Genomic DNA, 18,928 nt, shown 5'->3' with positions numbered 1-18,928 from the left:
AATGCTTCTGGCGATTTCCCGTTCTGCCCTTTTCCGTTCTGACCTTTTTCGTTCTACAGATTGGGGATGGTGTCACCGGTTTGTTTCTGACGGTCGATGCCCAGCATGTCGACCAGGTTGTCGACGGCAGCGGCGTAACGCACCGTGGCGTCCCAGCCGTCATACAGCGCGCTGATACGCATGGTGTCGGCCTGAAAAACGTCCTGCTCGACGCTGAGTAAATCATTCAGGCTGCGCTTGCTGAGTTTGTATTCGTCCTGATACACGCTGCGGGTATGCGTGGCGCTGGAATACTGTTCCTCGCCCGCGACCTGCCGCTGCTGTCCGCCGATCATGTCGGCATAAGCGGTTGAAGCTTTCTGGTTGATATCCAGTTTGGCTTTTTCCACATCCGCCTGTGCCGCCTGACGCTGCCCTTCCGCCGCACGCACTTTGGCGCTGACCGCGCCGCCCTGATACACCGGCGCATCGACCGCCAGCTGGAGCTGATCGTCCCAGTACGAACCGCTGCCGCCGTTATTGTCATAACGCGTGCGCCCCGCCTGAACTCTCACCGTTGGCCAGTGCTGGGCTTCGGCCTGATTGACCTGTTCGATCGCCGCCTGTTGCTTGGCCTGTGCCGCGCGCACCAGCGTACTGTTTTCGTAAGGGATTTTGTCGAGGGTGACTTTCTGATTGAGCAGGTTTTCAGGCAGATCCGGCAGGTCGTTGGAAACCACGCCGGTCAGCACCGTCAGTTGTGCCTGTGAGGAACGCGCCTGCGCGCGGTATTGTTCGACTGTCGCCCGCATCCCGGCGATGCGGGTTTCCGCCTGCAAGACGTCAGACTGAGAACTCAGCCCGGCGTCGGCGCGCAGTCTGGCGGTATCCCTGACGCGGGTCAGCGATTCAATATTGTCCTGCGACGCCAGAACCAGCGCCTGAAAACGTTTGACTGACAGGTAGGCCTGCATGGTGCTCAGCGCTACGTCGGTCATCGTGCTGTAAAGTGAAAAACGGTAAGAGTCCGAAAGATACTCCTGCTCGCCGATACTGCCGTTGGTTTTCCCGAAATCCCACAGCAACTGGCTGAGCTGAATGCCCGCCGAACCGCTACTGCTCTGGTCTCCCGAGGCATACGTCTGACGGGATTTCCCCCCCGCGCCCTGTAATGAAACCTGCGGATACCACGCACTTTTCGCCGCATCCAGATTCCCGCCGCCCACGCGGATTTGCGCCGCCGCTTCCGCGATCTGTGGATTTCGCGCAAACGCCCGCAAGATGGCATCCCGTAATGTCAGACTGGCACGCATCTCTTCCGTCGGTGCCGCCTGCCAGTTAAATTCCGGCTGTTTAACCGCCGCCACAACACTGAAAATCCCTGTTAACCCGGTCAGGCACAAGGTGCCCAAGATGACGGCCACTGGCCGTATCACTTTCTTATTTTTCATTACCGACACCACTTAATTACGCCGATAGGTTTCGGCTTGCTCCTTCCTCTCTCACGAGGGGAAAGCTGGGAGTGGGTTTGGCTGGCAACGCCTGAGTCGCCATTAATACCCCACCCCAACCCTCCCCTTCGCAGGGGAGGGAGCAGACCGCGATCCGATTTACAACTAGTTTTGCTGAACGTGTAACCCGTGCTGTACCAGTACGTCTCCCAGCGTATTGGAGGTATCGAGTGAGGCATTGTGATAAACGTCGAAGGTCAGGCCATCCACCGTGCGTTGCCCGGTTTCAGCCCATGCGCCGTCGGCGCCTATTTGCAGATTCACCAGGCTGCCCTCACCCCCTTTGATGATCACTTCGTCCGTCGGGTTGTCCTTCACGCTCAGCGCCTCATGCAGATTCAGCGAGATGCTGTTGGTGCCGGAGTTGCCCAAATCGAAGATGTCGATATGTTCAACTTTCAGCCCGAGCAGGGTCAGATCCAGATGCTGATTGGTGCCCGCCAGCAGCAAGGTATCGACACCGGTTCCGCCGTCGATTTGCGAGAAATCAAGCGTATGAACCGAGATGGTGTCGTTACCGGAACCGCCGATCGCCACGCCGTCCGTTGCCGTCAGGTCGATGGTGACGCCACCAATTGAGAACGCCGTGTCCGCATGAGATGTGGTGTCCGACGTTGTGCTGGTCGTGGTGCTGGTGGTGGACGAACTGGTGTCTGTCGTCACCAGCGCATCGGTCAGCGTGCTGGTGGTATGCGTGGTGGTGTCTGTGGTTGAACTGCTGGTATCGGTGGTGTGGACCGCCGCCAGCGTGTGGGTATCTTCAACCGCCAGAGACTGCACGGCGGCCGCGTTGGTGTCCGGCGGCAGCGTTGAACCGGCCGCCAGCCCGACATGGACGTCAAAGCCATTGCCCGCCGCATCGACCGCTTTCAGCTCAACGATGTTGCCGGTCAGTGCCGCCAGCAGCGTGAGAATGCTGTAGGCACTGAACACGGAACTGCTGAATTTCACCTGCCATGAACCGTCAGCCTGTACCACGCCCTGCAAGGTATTACCCAGCAAGGTGACGCTGACTAACCCGCCCTGCGCGATGTTGCGGCTGGTGCCGGAAAGCGCCAGACCGCCCGTCAGGATCCCACCCAGCAATCCGGTAAGGGATCCCACCGCGTTGAGTGCAGCCAGCGGCAGTTCGTGAGTCAGAACGGTCAGCGGGTTCGAGGAAGTTGCAATGTTGCCCACGGAGTCCGTGACCACTACTGAGACCTGTGTTGAACCGTCGGCCAGCCCTTTCAGCTCTGCGGACGTGAACGGCACGCTCCAGACGCCGTTGGTGATGGTGCCGGTATGCGTCACCGTCCCCACTGTGACGCTGACCGTGCCGTTTGTCAGGTTTGACGTGCCGGTGATGTTGGTATTCGCACCGGCTTCCGCCGCATTCAGATAATGGTCGCCACCGAACAGCGTATTGACCACCAGCGTTGGCAGCGTATGAATGCCCACCGTCGCTGTCGTACTGCCACTCACCGCATGACCGGCGGCGTTAGTGACAGAGGCAGCAACGTTCAGCGTGCCGTCCAGCAGGCTCGAAAGCGTGAGTTGCGGAATGGCCACGCTGAAGGTGCCGTCGGCTTTCACCAGCGCGGTCAGGATGTTACCGCCGACGTTAATGCTGACCGTCGAGCCCTGCGCGTTAGTGGTGGTCCCGCTGATGGTCTGGGTGAGCAACGCATCGGCGGCGTTGAGCAAACCATCACCAAACGGCGTGTTCAGCGTAATGGTTGGCAGAGACTGCGCGACCACGCTCAGTACACTGGTCACCGACGCCGGGTTGCCGGTGGCATCCGTCAGGCTGGCAATCACGTTTGGCGAGCCATTGAGTATGGTCTTCAGATCCACCACCGGAACGGTGACGCTGAATACGCCGCCGGTGCCGGTTGTCGCCACATAGTTTTTGCCGTTCAGTGAAATCTGTACCTGAGTTCCCACCGCCACGTTGCTGGCGACACCGCTGATGGTCTGGCCGGTCAGCAGGTCAACGACGTTCAGCACGCCATCGCCAAAGATTGGGTTAAGAACAATCGATGGCAGATTGTGGATCCCGACGTTGATACCCACAGTATTCGATGCGGTGTTGCCCACCGCATCGGTCACCGAGGTGACGATCGTCAGGCTGCCGTCAAGCAATCCGGCCAGTTGCAGCGGGGAAAGTGACGCGGAGAATTTACCGTCACTGCCCACCGCCGCCGTGAGGGTTAGCAAGCCGTTACCGATGTTGATGCTGACCGTTTCACCGACGTGTCCGTTCGTGACGGTTCCGCTGATGGTCTGCGCGAGCAGCGCTTCGGCGGCATTCAGAATTCCGTCACCGCCGAAGATCGGATCCAGCACGATTTTCGGTATCGCGTTGACGATGGAGGTCAGCGAGGAGCTGACAGAGCTGGTGTTGCCGCTGCTGTCTGTGACCGAAACGCCGACCGTAAAGGTACCATCGCCCAGGGCTTTCAGGTCGCCCGGTTGCAGGGTGATGCTGAAAGCTCCGGTGTTGTCGGTCACGCCGAGGTAGGTTTTCCCGCCGAGCGTTACCTGAACCTGCGTGCCGGTCGCCACACCACCGATCGTCCCGCCAATCACCTGCGTAGTCAGGGCATCAGCGGCACTGAGCAGCCCGTCACCGAGCACGGACGTCAGGTTGATGACCGGTCTGACGAGGTCAAGCACGGCGTTGGCCGCCGCGCTTCCAACGTTACCCGCCGCATCCACAACGCTGACGCTCACAGCCGCTGTCGTACCGGCCAGTGTACTGAGAATATCCGGCGTGACCGTGACCAGGAAATGCCCCGTCGCATCCACCACGCCATTGATAGTCTGCGTTCCGACCTGCACCACGATCGCCGTACCCGCTGCGACGTTCAACACGGTTCCGCTGATCGTCTGATTGACCAGCACATCGGCGATATTGAGCACGCCATCGCCAAACACGGTGTTGAGCACAACGGTTGGCAGGTTGTGGATGGCGATCCCCACCGGAATATTGGTGCTGGTGGAGTTGCCCGCCGGATCAGTCAGCGTAATGCCAATGTTCAGATTGCCGTCGAGCAGCGTCGCCAGATCGCCCGGCTGGATGCTGATATTCCAGGTTCCCGCCGTCACCGTGGTGTTGTAGGTTTTACCGCCCAGCGTCACGGTGACCAGCGTGCCATTGACGGCCGTTGCCGCTCCGCCGATCGTTTGCGCGGTCAGCGCTTCGACCGCATTCAGCAGGCCGTTGCCGCCAAAGATCGGGTCGAGCGCGCCGAGTACCGGCAGCGTTTTCAAGACGTTGATGTTCAGCGGTTCAACTTTAACGTTACCGGCAGCATCGGTGATGGTCAGGTTCAGGACCTGCGCGCCATCCCCTAATGCCCCCAGCAGCGTTGCCGGAATGGTGAAGGCCCACGCCCCGTTGGCCCCGACGATGGCAGAGAGCGGCGTGCCGTTAATGACGGTAGACACCACTGAGCCCACGCCTGCGCCCGTTGCCGTCCCGCTGAGGATTTGCGCGACCTGAGATTCCGCCAGATTGAGGTAACCGTCGGTCAGCCCCAGTCCGCTGGCCACGCTGACGTCCAGCAGTTTGTTGAAGAAGATATCCAGACCGGTTGAGACGCTGGTGGTGTTACCTGCCGCGTCCGTTACCGTCGCCGCCAGGGTCAGGGTGCCGTCGTTAAGCAGCAACATTTGCGCCGGCGTCAGGTTCAGCGACCAGGCTCCGCCCGGCTGAATAAGTGCCGTCCCGATGGTCGCACCGCCAAGTGTCACCGTCACCGTCTGACCATCAGCACCGGAGGACGTCCCGCCAAGCACGACGTTGACCAGTGATTCAGCCAGATTAATGATGTTGTTTCCGGCAACCGCGTTAAGACCGAGCAACGGCGCGGAAGTATCAACCGTAATCGGATGTGGAACCGCAGCCCCCAGGTTACCGGCGGCATCCGTCACCGTGGCGGTGATGGTGTTACCCGTGCCCTGCGGCAGCACCTGCAAATCGGCAGCCGGTACGCTGACCGACCAGACACCGCCCGTTTGCACGGTCGTGGTGTAGGTTTTGCCGTTCAGGGAAACGGTCACCACACTGCCCACATCATTATTGTTGTTATCAACCACCGTCCCCGAAATGGTTTGCGCCGATTTCGATTCAAGGTTGTTGATGGTGTTGTCGGCAGTAAAGTTGTTGATGGTCACCACCGGCGCACTGGTATCGACCAGTACGGTTTGTGTGGCGTTAGCCGGTGGAATAAGTGTGGTTGCGGTGACCGTCGTGGTGGAGCCGTTCACAAATTCAGAAGCCGCCACATCCACTGTCCAGACATTTCCTGTCACGTTTGCGGTATGCGAAGCGCCACCGACACTGATTATGACCAGCGTGCCGTCCGGCATATTGAGGGTTTTACCGGACACTGTGATGGTGGTCGGATTGTTATCCGCCACATTAATGACGTTATCGCCGGTAACCGGATCAATTGTCAGCGTTGGCGTAACCGGCGGCGTCAGGTCGACAACGATCGCTTCAGGGGCTGGCAAGGTTGCCGGGTTACCGGCCAGGTCGCTGACCGACGCGGTAATGGTATCCGCTGAAGTCAGCGTTACCAGTTCTGTTGGCGTCAGCGTTACAGTCCAGGAACCGTCAGCCTGCACCGTAGCCTGATGAGTTATCGTGCCGACAGTCACGGTCACCTGTTGCCCGGCCTGTACATTCACGGTGGTACCGGTAATGGTTTGCGGATTCTGGCTTTCTGCGTAGGTCAGATCAAAGCCCGTACCGGCGAATGACGTCACCTCAATGGCAGGCAATTGCGTCACCGCAATCCCGGCTTCCGTGGTCGCCGTGCCGCTGTTGCCGCCACCGTCAGTCACGGTCACCACAATCGCCTGCTCGCCCTGCGCCAGCGTTGCCATTTCGGCAACGGTTAATGTCGCGGTCCAGCGACCATTGATATCTACCGTCACGTCAGTCAGTGCCTGGCCGCCAACGGTCACCGTCACAACCTGCCCGAGTTCGGCCGTTCCGGACAATCCGGTGGTCCCGGTCAGATGCTGGGTGATCAGTGCGTCCGCCGCATTCAGATAACCGTCGCCAAACGGCCTGTCGATAGTGACATCCGGCACGGTCAGGAAGCTGGTAAACGGATGAGACACCGACACGCTGTTGCCCGCCGCATCGGTGACGGTGACGTTGATGTCATGCGCACCGTTGCCCAGCGAGTTGAGTACGCCCGCAGGTAATGTCACCGACCAGTCACCGGTCAGCGGATCCACCGTTCCGGTATACGTCGTGCCGCCGACATCAATGGTCAGTTTGACGTTCTGGTTGTTGCCGAGGATACCGGTTGTCCCGGTAATCGTGTTGATGGCCGCCGCTTCGGCGATATTGAGAATGTCGTTACCAAACGCCAGGTCAATCCCCGGAACCGGTGCAGACAGGTGCGAGGTAAAGCTCAGCGTGGCATCCGTATGGTTACCGACGGAATCCGTCGCGGTCACCGTGATGACATGCGCCGCTGTTGCCAGCCCGAGGGATGCCAGTTGGGTTGGCGTCAGGGTCAGGCTCCAGTGTCCGGTGGCATCCACCGTCGCTGCGAATGGCCCGCCGGTGATCCCGGCAATCGCCACGCTGACCGTTTGCCCCGCGCCGGTCACACCGGTAGTGCCGGTGATCGTCTGTCCGCCAACGGCCGTGGATTCCGCAATGTTCAGCGTACCGTCGCCGAATGGCAGGTCAATGGTCGGGGCTGGCAGAGTATGGATCTGCACGCCCACGGAAACTGGCAGCACAGAGGAGTTCCCGGCGCTGTCTGTCACGGTCACGACGACCGGCCACGTACCGTCCTGCAAGCCAAGCAACTGGGTTGATGTCAGCGAGACGCTCCAGGTTCCGGCAACAGAATCGACCACAACCGGCACGGCGTTACCGTTAATGACCACGGTGACGGTCTGGCCCGGACTGGTGATCCCGGTAGTACCGGTGATGACCTGACCCAGAGGGTCAGACGCTTCGTCGAAGTTCAGAACGCCGTCGGTAAATGGCGTATTGATGCCAGCCACCGGCAGTGTGTGCGTCAGTGCGGTGAAATCAAGGGTTCCGGCAGTACTGACGTTGCCCGCGCTGTCGGTGGTGGTTACGCTGATGGTATGTGAACTATCCGCCAGCCCCTGCAACAGACCCGAAGGCACGGTCGCCGTCCAGACGCCGTTATTGCCGACGGTTGCCAGCACAGGCACGCCATCTATTTTCACCAGAACGGTCTGGCCTGCGCCGGTGATGCCGGTAGTACCGGTAATCAGCTGAGTGGCTGCCGCTTCGGTCGCGTTCAGAATGCCATCTGTGAATGGCGTATTAATCGTCGGCACCGGCGGTGCGCTCAGTTCGATATCCAGACTGGCACTGGAAGACGCCGGGTTACTGGCCACATCCTGCGCCGTCACGGTGACCTGCACCACGCCGTTTGTCAGCCCGCTGAGCGCGCCCGGCGCAACGGTTGCAGTCCAGCCAAGTCCGTCCGGATTGACCGTCCCCGACACCGGCGTTGCCAGCCCCGGAATGGTTACCAATACGGTCGACCCCGGTGCCAGCCCGCTACTGGTGCCGGTGAGAGTGATCCCGGCAGCCGCCTCACTGATATTGAGGATGCCGTCGGTGGCGATCACGCCCAGCGTCAGCACCGGAAGTGCATGGATCGCCAGCGTGAAATCAGCGGTATTGCTGGCGGTGTTCCCGGCTGCATCGCTGACGCTGACGCTGACCGTTTTGTTGCCGTCCGTGGTGATGGCCTGAAGATCCAGGCCCGGAATTGTCAGGCTCCATACGCCGGATCCGTTGGCTGTACTGAAGTAATCCTTACCGTTAAGCGTGATTTTGACCACCAGATTCGGGTCAGTCAGACCGGTAAGCGGAAGCCCTGCCACGGCCTCGGCCAGATTGATGTAACCGTCACCGCCGGTATTCACCGTGACGCTCAGCGTCGGTGCAATCAGATCCACCGTGACGTTTTGCGTCGCGGTCGCCACGTTTTGCGCCACGTCGTCCGCCGTGACGGTGAAGGTGTTATTGCCTGCCGGCAGTTCCTGCACCTGCGCCGCCGTCAGCGGGATACTCCAGCTGCCATCAGCCTGCACGGTCGCGGTGTAGGTGTGGGAGTAACTTTCACCGGTAATAACCAGTGTGATGGTGCCGCCCACCGGAACATGGTTCGACGTCCCGGTAATGGTCGTCGCCTGATTGTGTTCGATGATATTGATGTTGCTGTCACCGGACACCGCGTTGATGGTCACCGTTGGCAAATCGCCCGGCTGGGCAATCACGGTGGCATTATGCGATGCCGTCGCCGGGTTCAGGGCTACGTCGGTGACCGACGCCGTGACCGTCAGCGGCCCGTCGGACAGCGTCGTTAAATCTTCTGCCGGAACGGTTGCCGTCCAGCTGCCGTCAGCCTGCACGTTGGCTGTGTACGTGTGGCCATTGAATACCACTGACACGATTTGTCCGGCTTCGACGTGCGTCGTGGTTCCGGTAATCGGGATCGGCAGACCTTTCTCGCTGGCATTAATGTAGTCATCGGTCGAAACGGCGGTAATGGTCAGCGTTGGCAAATCAGCCGCCGCGGCATCCACATTAAAGGTATGCGTTCCGGTTGTGACGTTCCCCGCCGCATCGGTGATGGTGGCCGTCAGCGTATACGTGGTATCCGTCAGCGCCTGCACCACACCACTTGGCAGCGTGAAACTCCAGTTGCCATCCGGCTGGACAACGGCGTTGTAAGTCACGCCATTGAAGCTCAGTACGACAGATACCGTCTGACCGGCATCCGGCAGATCGGCGGTGCCGCTGATCACCACCGGCTGCAATGCTTCGGCGGCATTGATGATGTTATCTGTCGCCACCGCATTGAAGCTCAGCGTTGGTGGGGTGAAATCGACCGTGATCGCACTGCTGGTGTTGCCTGCGTTACCGGCGCTGTCCGTGGCGGTAACCAGAACGGTCTGCACGCCTTCGCCCAAGCCCTGCAAGGTCAGTGCGTCAAGACTAACGCTCCAGTTGCCGTTGGCGTCCACTGTGGCCGGGTGATCCACACCCTGAATATTCACCACCACAATCTGGCCTGCGCCCAGTACGCCCGTGGTTCCGCTCAGGGTTTGCGCAGAATCGGCTTCATTGCGGTTGAGGAAGGTATCGCCAAACGGTGTATTGATGCTTGGAACAGGCGGATGCGCGGCAACCACGGTGTACGTTTCCGTCGTTGTCGTGGTATTTCCCGCCAGATCTTTCAGCGTGGCAGTCAGCGTGTAGGTGCCGTCTGCGGTGCCTGTCAGTGCGCCAGCCGGAACGTTGACGTTCCACGTACCGCCAGATTGCACGATGGCCTGATAGGTCTGCCCCCCGAATTGCAGCGTGACCGTCTGCCCGGCCTCGCTGTTACTCGCCTCCCCGGACAGCGTAATTGCACCGGCCAGTTCCAGCGCATTAATGACGTTATCGCCCGTCACGCTGGCGAGTACCAGCGTCGGCGGTGTGAAGTCAATATTGACCGAACCGGTCGTGGTGCCGGTGTTGCCCCCGGCATCGGTCACGGTGACCTGTACCGGTGTTGGCCCTTCCGCCGCACCGGTCAATGTCCCGGCAGGCACGGTGACCGTCCAGGTGCCATTGCTGGCAACGGTACCGGTCAGGGTATGCCCGTCGATCACGACCTGAACGGTCTGGCCGTCGCCTGTCAGGCCGGTCGTCCCGGTGAGAATCTGCGCGGCAGCCGCTTCGGTGGTGCCCAGCTGACCGTCGCCAAACGGTGTGTTAATCGTCGGAACAGGTTCCTGCGTGTAAATGCCGATATCAATGGTGCTGGTCACCGTAACAGAATCGATGGTGACGGTAGTCGCAATCACATGGCTGGTGCCATCCGCCAGACCCGCAAAGGCGGATGACGGAATATTCACTGACCAGTGACCGGCGGCATCAATGACCGTTGTCGGGTAATTCTGCCCGCCCAGCGATACGGTGACGACTGTGCCAACCGGCACGTTGCTGGTGGATCCGCTGACGGTAATTCCCGCTGCGGCCTCTGCCACGTTGACGTTGTTGTCACCCGCGATGGTGTCAATGGAAATACCGCCCAGCGTGGAGTTCACGGTGATCGGATCACTGTTGCTTGCCGGGTTACCGGCTTTATCGCTGACGGAAACATTGATGGACGCCGCGCCGTTGTTCAGTTCCTGCAAATCAGCCGCCGGAACAGAAACACTCCATGCACCGCTGGCCAGCACGGTGGCGTTATACGTGTGCGTACCCAGCGTAATAATCACCGTCTGACCGGCTTCCACGTGGGTGGTGGTCCCGCTGATGAGCTGCGCGGTCTGGCGTTCTGCGCCGTCGAGCGTATTGTCACCGGCAAAGGTGTTAATGGTAATGGCAGGAAGCAGCGCAGGATCCGCCACGATACTCACCGGCGTGCTGCTGCTGCCGGTATTGCCTGCCGCATCGGTAATACTGGCGGTCAGGGTGTACTGACCGTTAGCCACGCTGTCCAGCGCGTCAGCCGGAATATTCACCGTCCACGCACCCCCGGCATCCACGACACCGGTATAAGTATGCCCGCCAACAGAAACCGTCACGGTGCGCCCGACTTCGGCCACGCCAGTGGTGCCGGTGACCGCAATCACCGCGCCTGCTTCTGCCGCATTAATGATGCCATCGCCAGCCACCGGATTAATTGAGACAGTTGGCGCGACGGTATCGACCGTGACCGGAACCGTGATGTTACTGGTATTGCCCGCTGCATCGGAAGCCGCGACCTGAACGGTTGTCGCCCCCTGACCCAGCGCGGAAAGCGCCGTGGACGGGACGGTCACGGTGAATGAACCGTCACCGGCAACCGTCGCAGTGTAGTTTTCGCCACCCAACGTCACGGTGACGGTCTGGCCGTTGCCGGACACGCCGGTATTCCCGGTCAGCGTCTGGCTGACGCCGGTTTCAGCGGCATTGAGAATGCCATCGCCAAATGGCGGATTGAGGGTAACGGCTGGCAGATGATGAATGATGACGTTCAGCACATCGGTGTTGCTGACCGGATTCCCGGTCGCATCCGTCGCGCTGACGCGGATGGTGTTCGGGCCATCGCTGAGCGTTGCCAGATCGCTGGCTGAAACCTGCGCACTCCAGGCTCCGCCCGCGCCGACAGTGGCGGTGTAGGTTTTCCCGTTCAGCGTAATAGTGACCACGCCGTTGACCGGAACGTTGACGGAGGTTCCGCTGATGGTGACACCGGCAGCCGCTTCCAGCGCATTCAGCTGGTTATCGCCGGTCACCGGATTGACGGACAGACCGCTTTGCAGATTATTGACGGTGATCTCTTCTGCGCCGTTGGCCAGGTTCCCGGCTTTGTCGAGCACGGTCGCGCTGATTTGCAGCGTTCCGTTGGTCAGCGCCGTCAGTGCTGAAGAAGGGATGCTGGTGCTCCAGCTGCCATCGGCATGAACGGTGGCGGTGTAAACAATGCCGTTGAGGGTAATCGAAACAATCTGACCGGCTTCCACATGCGTGGTCGTACCGCTCAGGGTCTGCGCCGCTCTTTGCTCCGCGCCATCGACAATGTTGTCACCGGCAAAAGCGTTGAGGGTAATGGTCGGTGCATTGGCCGGATCGGCCACCAGTTGAACATTCGAGGTGACAGTCGTGCTGTTACCGGCAGTGTCAGAAAGCTGCGCGGTCAGCGGATATTGCCCGTCAGCCACGCCGGTCAGCGCACCGGCGGGCACCGTCACGCTCCACTGCCCGTTTTCGCCGACAACGCCGGTGTATGATTGGCCGTTCAGCGTGACCGTGACCGTGCGGCCCGCGTCCGCAATCGAAGCGGTCCCGGTGACGGCGATATCTGCTGCCGATTCACTGATATTCACGTAACCGTCGCCGGACACCGGATTAATGGTCAGTGTTGGCGCGGTCAGGTCAACCGTCGCGGTGCCGTTCAGCGTTGCGGTGTTTCCCGCCGCATCCGTGGCATGAACCACAATCGCGTTCGCGCCAGCTGGCAGCGCCTGCAAATCAGCGGAAGGCACACTGACGGTCCATGCACCGGTGTTGCCATTCACCGTTGCCGTATAAGTATGCCCGCCCAGCGTGACGGTCACGGTCTGCCCGTCGCCGGTTTTGCCGGTAGTACCGTGCAGGCTTTCAGCGGTTGAGGCTTCGGCAATATTGAGATAACCGTCGCCAAACGGCGTATCCAGTGTCGGAACCGGCGCAACATTATCGACACCCACGGCAACGCTGTTGCTCAGCGTAGTGCCATTGATCGCCAGAACGCTTGCCGTAAAGATCAGCGTGGTCGGATCCAACGATTGTAAATCGGTGTGTGACAGCGCCATCGACCAGCGGCCATCCGGCTCAACGATAGCCAGACGGATCAGGCCGCCGAACGTCACGGTCACCAATGAAAACGGTGCGACACCCAGCGTGGTGCCCGTCACCAAAATACCGTCGGCCGTTTCAACGGCGTTAATCACGTTATCGCCGCCGACAGGATCGATAGCAATCCCGCTCTGCCCGGAATCCACCGTGAAGGTGTCAGAGCCTGGTGTCGCGACGTTGCCCGCTTTATCAGAAACCGTGGCGGTAATGGTTTGCTGACCATTTGCCAGCACAACCACATCCGCCGCCGGGATGATCACACTCCAGTTACCGCTGGCACCTACTGTGGCGGTGTACGTGTGCCCGTTCAGGGTGATCGTGACAATCTGCCCTTCTTCGACGCGTGTCGTTGCACCGCTAATGGTTTGCGCGGTCAGGCGCTCAGCCCCGTCAACAATGTTGTCAGACGCGAACACATTGACGCTGATTTCAGGTGGCTGGAGCGGATCGGAAGCGACGTGGATCGTGCTGGTATTGGTGGTGGTGTTCCCGGCGGCATCCGTCAGCGTCGCGGTCACGGTGACATCCTGGTTGAGATTGCTCAGGGAACCGGCCGGAATGTTCAGGCTCCAGGTGCCGTTCGGCTGAACCACTGCGCCGTCATAATTCACGCCATTAATCGTGATAACCACCGGACGACCGGCTTCAGTCACCGACGCCGTCCCGGTCAGGGTCATGACGCCTTCTGCTTCTGCCACGCTGATGTAACCGTCACCTTCCAGCGGGTTGACCGTCAGTGTTGGTGCAATGGTATCGACGTTAAACGGCGTGGTGATGGCATTATGGTTGCCCGCCGTGTCCGTCACGGTCACCGTAATATTGTTCATGCCTTGCGGCAGATTGCCGAGCAACGAAGGCGGCACGCTGACGGTAAAACCGCCATTGCTGTCCACCGTGCCGGTCAGTTGCTGCCCGCCGATGGTGATCGTGACGGTTTGTCCGTCGCCTTTCAGGCCGGTGTTACCCGTCAGTGTCTGCGTCGTGGTGGATTCGGTAGCATCCAGGGTGTTGTCATCACCAAACGGAGAGTTCAGCGTCGGCGGTACACCGTGAATGGCCACATTCAGATCTGCGGTCTGGCTGATGGTATTGCCCTGCGCATCGACCAGACTGATGGTCAGCGAGGTTTCACCGTCGGTCAGCGCCTGTAACGCGGAGGAAGGCACACTCAGGCTCCAGCCGCCGTCAGCATTGGTGGTGGTGTGATAGGTCACGCCGCCGAGAACCACCGTAATTTGGGTACCGGCCGCGACATGCAATGTTGTCCCGGTGATCACCAGTGTGGACTGCGCTTCGATGGCATTAAGCTGGCCGTCGCCGGAAATCGGGTTGACGGTCAGGATGCCCGCGCTGTCATTGACGACAAAGCTTTCCGGCGTGGTAGTGGCGTTACCGGCGGCATCGATCAGCGAAGTCGTCAGGGTATAATTCCCTTCCGCCAGTGCAGAAACGACGTTGGCCGGAATGGTCACTGACCAGGTGCCTTCGGCGGTAACGGTGGCGCTGTAATGCACGCCATTAAGAACGACATCCACGGTGCGCCCGGCTTCAGAAACCGAGGCGGTTCCGCTCACCACCAGCGGTTGCTGATGTTCGATGGCGTCGATGACGTTGTCGCCATCCACCGGATCCACCGTCAGCACCGGCGGCGTGGTATCAACCACGACGGTGATGCTTTTGGTCACGCTCTCGCCGGTGGTGTTGGTCACGGTCACGCTGACCACGTAGGTACCGTCAGCCAGCGTATGCAATTGTTCCGCCGTCAGCGGAACGCTCCAGTTGCCGCTGCCGTCAACGGTCGTGGTATACGTTTTGCCATTGATGGTCAGCACGATGGTGCTGCCAGCGGCGGCGTGAGTGGTGGAACCAGTGAAATTCTGGGTGCTTTCTGCGGCGGATTTATTGAGCACGTTGCCGTTGGCGAAAGTCGCCAGCGTCAGCGTGGGAGCTTCATTGGTCGTTCCGCCGTTGTTGCCGCCGGTATTACCGCCAGTGTTTCCTCCGGTATTTCCCCCGTTGTTGCCGCCATTACTTCCGCCGTTATTACTGCTACTGCCGCCACCACCACCACCGCCGCCACCTGCGGCAATGGCGATGCCTGCGCCGAGCGCAACCACGCCCAGAACCGCGGCTAATACCGCAGGGTTAAAGTTGGAGGAATCTTCGAGTAAAACGCCGATATCCGGGATGGTTTGATAAGCGGGAACAATCGGAACGGCACCGGCGGTGGCACCGGTATCAATGAACGCGGCGTGTTCGATAGGGTGAACACCGTCATCGAACACCAGTTCGCTGTCTTCGCCCTTGCCGTCGGTGTTAAAGAAACTGTGGTAGCGGACAGTACTGCCGTCTTTCATGTGAATAACGAGATCATTGCCCACGCGCTCATAGCTTGACACCGCTTCATGGGTGCCGTGAACGCGAATTATGCTGGCCTGATTGAGGGTAACATCCTGACTGGCACTGGAAACCTGAGAGATTACTGCACCATTTTTACGAGAGAGAATATCAATAACAACGCTACCGTTCTGAGCCATGTTGTACCCCTATAACATCCAGTTGAGACTCACACACGCGTGGCCCGCGCTTTCCGGTTCCGGAAAAGGGAGGTTCAGCAGGTATGAAGACCATTACGAAAATGGGTTAACTTCCAACTGGTGTTAGGGATTGCCATAGACTGCAAATGGAGCAATTAACAAGCATCTCAAGATAAAAATGTTCTTTTTATGTAAACGTTTCGGTAACTTTTCGTCCGAAACTCCATAAGTTATATGCATGATTTAAGTTAAATGCATAAAAAAAAGATAATCTTTAAGATAAAAAAAATTAATCGATTGAAGTCGAAATATAAGTTTGACGAAGGATATTTCATGTTCTAGCTCATACACTGAAAAATCAAAACCATGAAATATAAGCACATTACAACTATTGATTAATGAATGAGCGAGATCATTATTAATAAAATCAAGTATTAGGCAGCCAAAAAACTCATCATGCTGACTTACCAATTGTGTGATCCTTCCTTAGATTTTCTGGCACTAATGTATTACACCGGTAAATAATTCAGACTATGCGCAATCACTGTGGCTTATGCTTTCTGATAAAATGCCCGGTGAGTACGTCTGTATATTCCCCCGGAAACCCGACGGCGATGCCTGCCAGCCTGGTCATCGCCTCCGTGACAACGTTGAGTTATGCAGGTATTTTGGCGGGTCGCGCGCCTGACTTGAGGCGTTTTATCGCGCAACTGAACACTTTATCCGTCGCACCGGGCCTGATGACCGCTATGATGTTATGTGTCACGGCCTGTGCCAAAGCCGTGCTCCGATATAAGAGTGATAACAAGAATGAAGGAAAAGACTCATCATCATGGCTGGTAAATATTTATCGCTGACATCAACCAACATCACGCGATTCTTCTGGTTGTTCATTCTGCTGCTGGTGATAGGGCTGGGTCTTTACGGTTACAATTACACCAACGCGTACATGAACGACAAACTGCACACCACGCAGACCCTTGCCGATCTGTTGCAAAAGCGTATCGATAAATACCGTTACATGACCTACCAGATTTACGACAATTTCACCGGTCAGCCGCTGACGCCCGATGCGGTGAATGCGCAGGAAATCCGCCTGCGCCAGGATATGTTCTTCGTCTCCAAACCCCACAAGAAAACCGATGCGCTGATCTTCGGGACACACGACAGCTCAACGCTGGATCTCACCCTCAAAGTGTCGGCATTTCTTGACGACCAGTGGGGTTCAACCACCCTGCCTTATTCGCTGTACTACCTGAACGGTCAGGACAACAGCATGATGCTGATCACCACCGTGCCGCTTCAGCAGCAGGATTCGCGCCTCAAAGAAAACTATTTCACCAGCACGCTGCAATCGCGTCGCGCTGAAATGCTTCAGCAGGCCAATACGCTGGACGAACGGGAAAGTTATTCTCCGCTGCGCAAATTACGTCAGAGTAATGATTATTCATTCTCACTGCGCACAACGTTCAATAACCCGGGCCATCTGGCGACGGTGATTGCCTTCGATTTGCCGATGGGCGATCTGATCCCGGTGAGCATGGCCCGGGACAATTTCCAGCTCAACGGCAATACCACCGACGTCAACGAGGGTGATCAGAGCGAAGACGGTGCGGCGAGTACCATTACGCTGCAAGGCTGGTCGCTGATCTTCACCGTGCCATTGAATAATTCTCCGTTGTCGCTGACCTACCATGTGCCGCTGGTGAGTCTGGTGGTCGATCTCTCGCGCAATAACTTCTGGCTGATCCTCATCAATGTCTTCCTGATGGGGCTGGCGATGACCAGCATCTATTTCATCCGCCATCTGTACATCCGCCCGAGCGAAAATATGGCGGCGCAGTTGCAGATGCAGCAGGCGCTGAATCAGGAAATTATCTCCGGCCTGCCGCTCGGTTTACTGGTCTATAATTTCAGCAACCACAGCGTGATCCTGAGCAACAAGATTGCCGATCAGCTGTTGCCGCATCTGAGCCTGAATAAAATTGCCAATATGGCCGAGCAGCATCACGGCACCATTCAGGCTACCGTCAATAATGAAGTGTATGAAATACGCATGATCCGCAGCCAGATCTCGCCGGAAACTTACTTGTTTATGCTGCATGATCAGGATAAAGAAGTGATGGTGAACCGGACGCTGCAACAGGCCAAACGCGAGTTCGAAAAGAATCTGCAGGCACGTAAACTGATGCTGCATAATCTGGGCATTGAGCTGAATCAGCCGCTTCAGGAGCTGAACGGACTGGCGCTGGCGCTGACTGAAGAACCGCAGCCGGAAGCGCGCCAGACGCTGGAAGCCAAACTGCTGATTGAATCGCGTAACGCGCTGACGCTGGTGGATAATATTACCCTGCTGACGCGTCTGGAAACGCAGGACTGGCAGCCTTCCAGCGACAGCTATGTTTTGTCGGCAATGGTCGATGAACTGTTGCTCGACGCCCTGCCACGCCTGAGCCAGAAAGGGCTTGGTTTGCTCAATCATTTCCAGATTGCGCCGGAAGCCACCTTCGTGGGCGACATGCAGGCGGTGAAGAAAATTCTGTCGCTGCTGCTTGATTACGCCATCGTTACGACGTCGCTGGGTAAAATCACGCTGACCAGCGAACAGGACGAAGATCGCCCGGATCAACTGCTATTCCACATTAACGACACCGGCAGCGGAATTTCGAAGGAAGAATTGAGCAATCTGAATTATCCTTTCCTCAGCCAGACGTTAGTCGATCGCTTTAATCACGGGTCCGGACTGACGTTCTTCCTGTGCAATCAGCTGTGCAAGAAGCTCGGCGGTCAGCTCGAAATCCGCAGCAAGCTGAATATCGGTACCCGCTATACCGTCCGCGTGAAGCAACGCCCGCAAGCGCAGGAAGTGGAAGCTGAACACGAGAAGTTGCTCAATGATGTCACCGTTTTACTCGACATCACGTCTGAAGAAGTGCGTGGCATTGTCACCCGGACCATGAATGCGTATGGCGCAGTGTGCATCGTGGCCGATGAGCGCCAGGTGGCGCGAGAGTACGATGTTCTGCTGACCGATAATGCGCAAAACAGCGACAAATATACGCTGCTGCTGACCGACGATGAAGCCGGTTTCCAGCCGCTTGAAAAGCATTATATCCGCGTCAATTACAACATCAGCAGTGCGCTGATCGACGCAACCTTACTGTTAATCGAACAGCAATTTTCTGTTTCTGATGACAGTGTTTCACCCGAAGAACCCGGAGAAGACTCTCCCGACCATTACGAAAAGCAGTTAAAATCAAGCGATTACTATCAGCTTTTTGTCGAGACAGTACCGGAAGATCTTGAGAAACTGTATAATGAAAACCAACGTCGTGATTTCACATCACTGTCACAAACAGCACATCGCCTCAAGGGGGTATTCGCTATGCTGAACCTGACTCCCGGCAAGCAAATGTGCGAAGCGTTAGAACAATACATCGCAGACGGCGATGCATTACAGATTACTGAAACCATCAATCACATTGATTCTTTTGTCTCCAGACTGCTCCAGCAAGGTAGCTAAT

The 18,928-nt window shown here is 58.0% G+C and carries 4 protein-coding genes; 2 read left to right on the top strand and 2 right to left on the bottom strand.

The window, feature by feature from the left end; translation table 11 throughout:
* Positions 1 to 53: 53 nt before the first annotated feature.
* Entirely contained in the window at positions 54 to 1,430 is a 1,377-nt protein-coding gene (locus BV494_RS01845) for a TolC family outer membrane protein (RefSeq protein WP_104921306.1), read from the bottom strand.
* Between the two features lie 165 nt (positions 1,431 to 1,595).
* Positions 1,596 to 15,404, bottom strand: a complete 13,809-nt coding sequence (locus tag BV494_RS01840; protein WP_104921305.1) for an Ig-like domain-containing protein — start codon at positions 15,402 to 15,404, stop codon at positions 1,596 to 1,598.
* Positions 15,405 to 16,018: 614 nt separating this feature from the next.
* Here BV494_RS01840 and BV494_RS01835 point away from each other — a divergent pair.
* Positions 16,019 to 16,261, top strand: coding sequence for a hypothetical protein (locus tag BV494_RS01835; protein WP_104921304.1), 243 nt, complete (start codon positions 16,019 to 16,021; stop codon positions 16,259 to 16,261).
* Positions 16,237 to 18,927: a phosphotransferase RcsD gene (gene rcsD / locus BV494_RS01830; protein WP_104921303.1), complete on the top strand. Its 2,691-nt coding sequence runs from the start codon at positions 16,237 to 16,239 to the stop codon at positions 18,925 to 18,927. Before BV494_RS01835 ends, rcsD begins: the two co-directional genes overlap by 25 nt.
* Position 18,928: the final 1 nt, after the last annotated feature.

Origin of the sequence: Rahnella sikkimica (assembly GCF_002951615.1) — a bacterium.
Taxonomy (GTDB): domain Bacteria; phylum Pseudomonadota; class Gammaproteobacteria; order Enterobacterales; family Enterobacteriaceae; genus Rahnella; species Rahnella sikkimica.
The sequence above is the reverse complement of the archived record's forward strand: the minus strand, read 5'-3'. Positions and strand labels throughout refer to the sequence as shown.

What these genes read in the sequence shown, in the direction of transcription:
- BV494_RS01845 (WP_104921306.1), bottom strand. Translation starts at nt 1,430, where the DNA reads ATGAAAAATAAGAAAGTGATACGGCCAGTGGCCGTCATCTTGGGCACC.
- BV494_RS01840 (WP_104921305.1), bottom strand. Translation starts at nt 15,404, where the DNA reads ATGGCTCAGAACGGTAGCGTTGTTATTGATATTCTCTCTCGTAAAAAT.
- BV494_RS01835 (WP_104921304.1), top strand. Translation starts at nt 16,019, where the DNA reads ATGCCTGCCAGCCTGGTCATCGCCTCCGTGACAACGTTGAGTTATGCA.
- rcsD (WP_104921303.1), top strand. Translation starts at nt 16,237, where the DNA reads ATGGCTGGTAAATATTTATCGCTGACATCAACCAACATCACGCGATTC.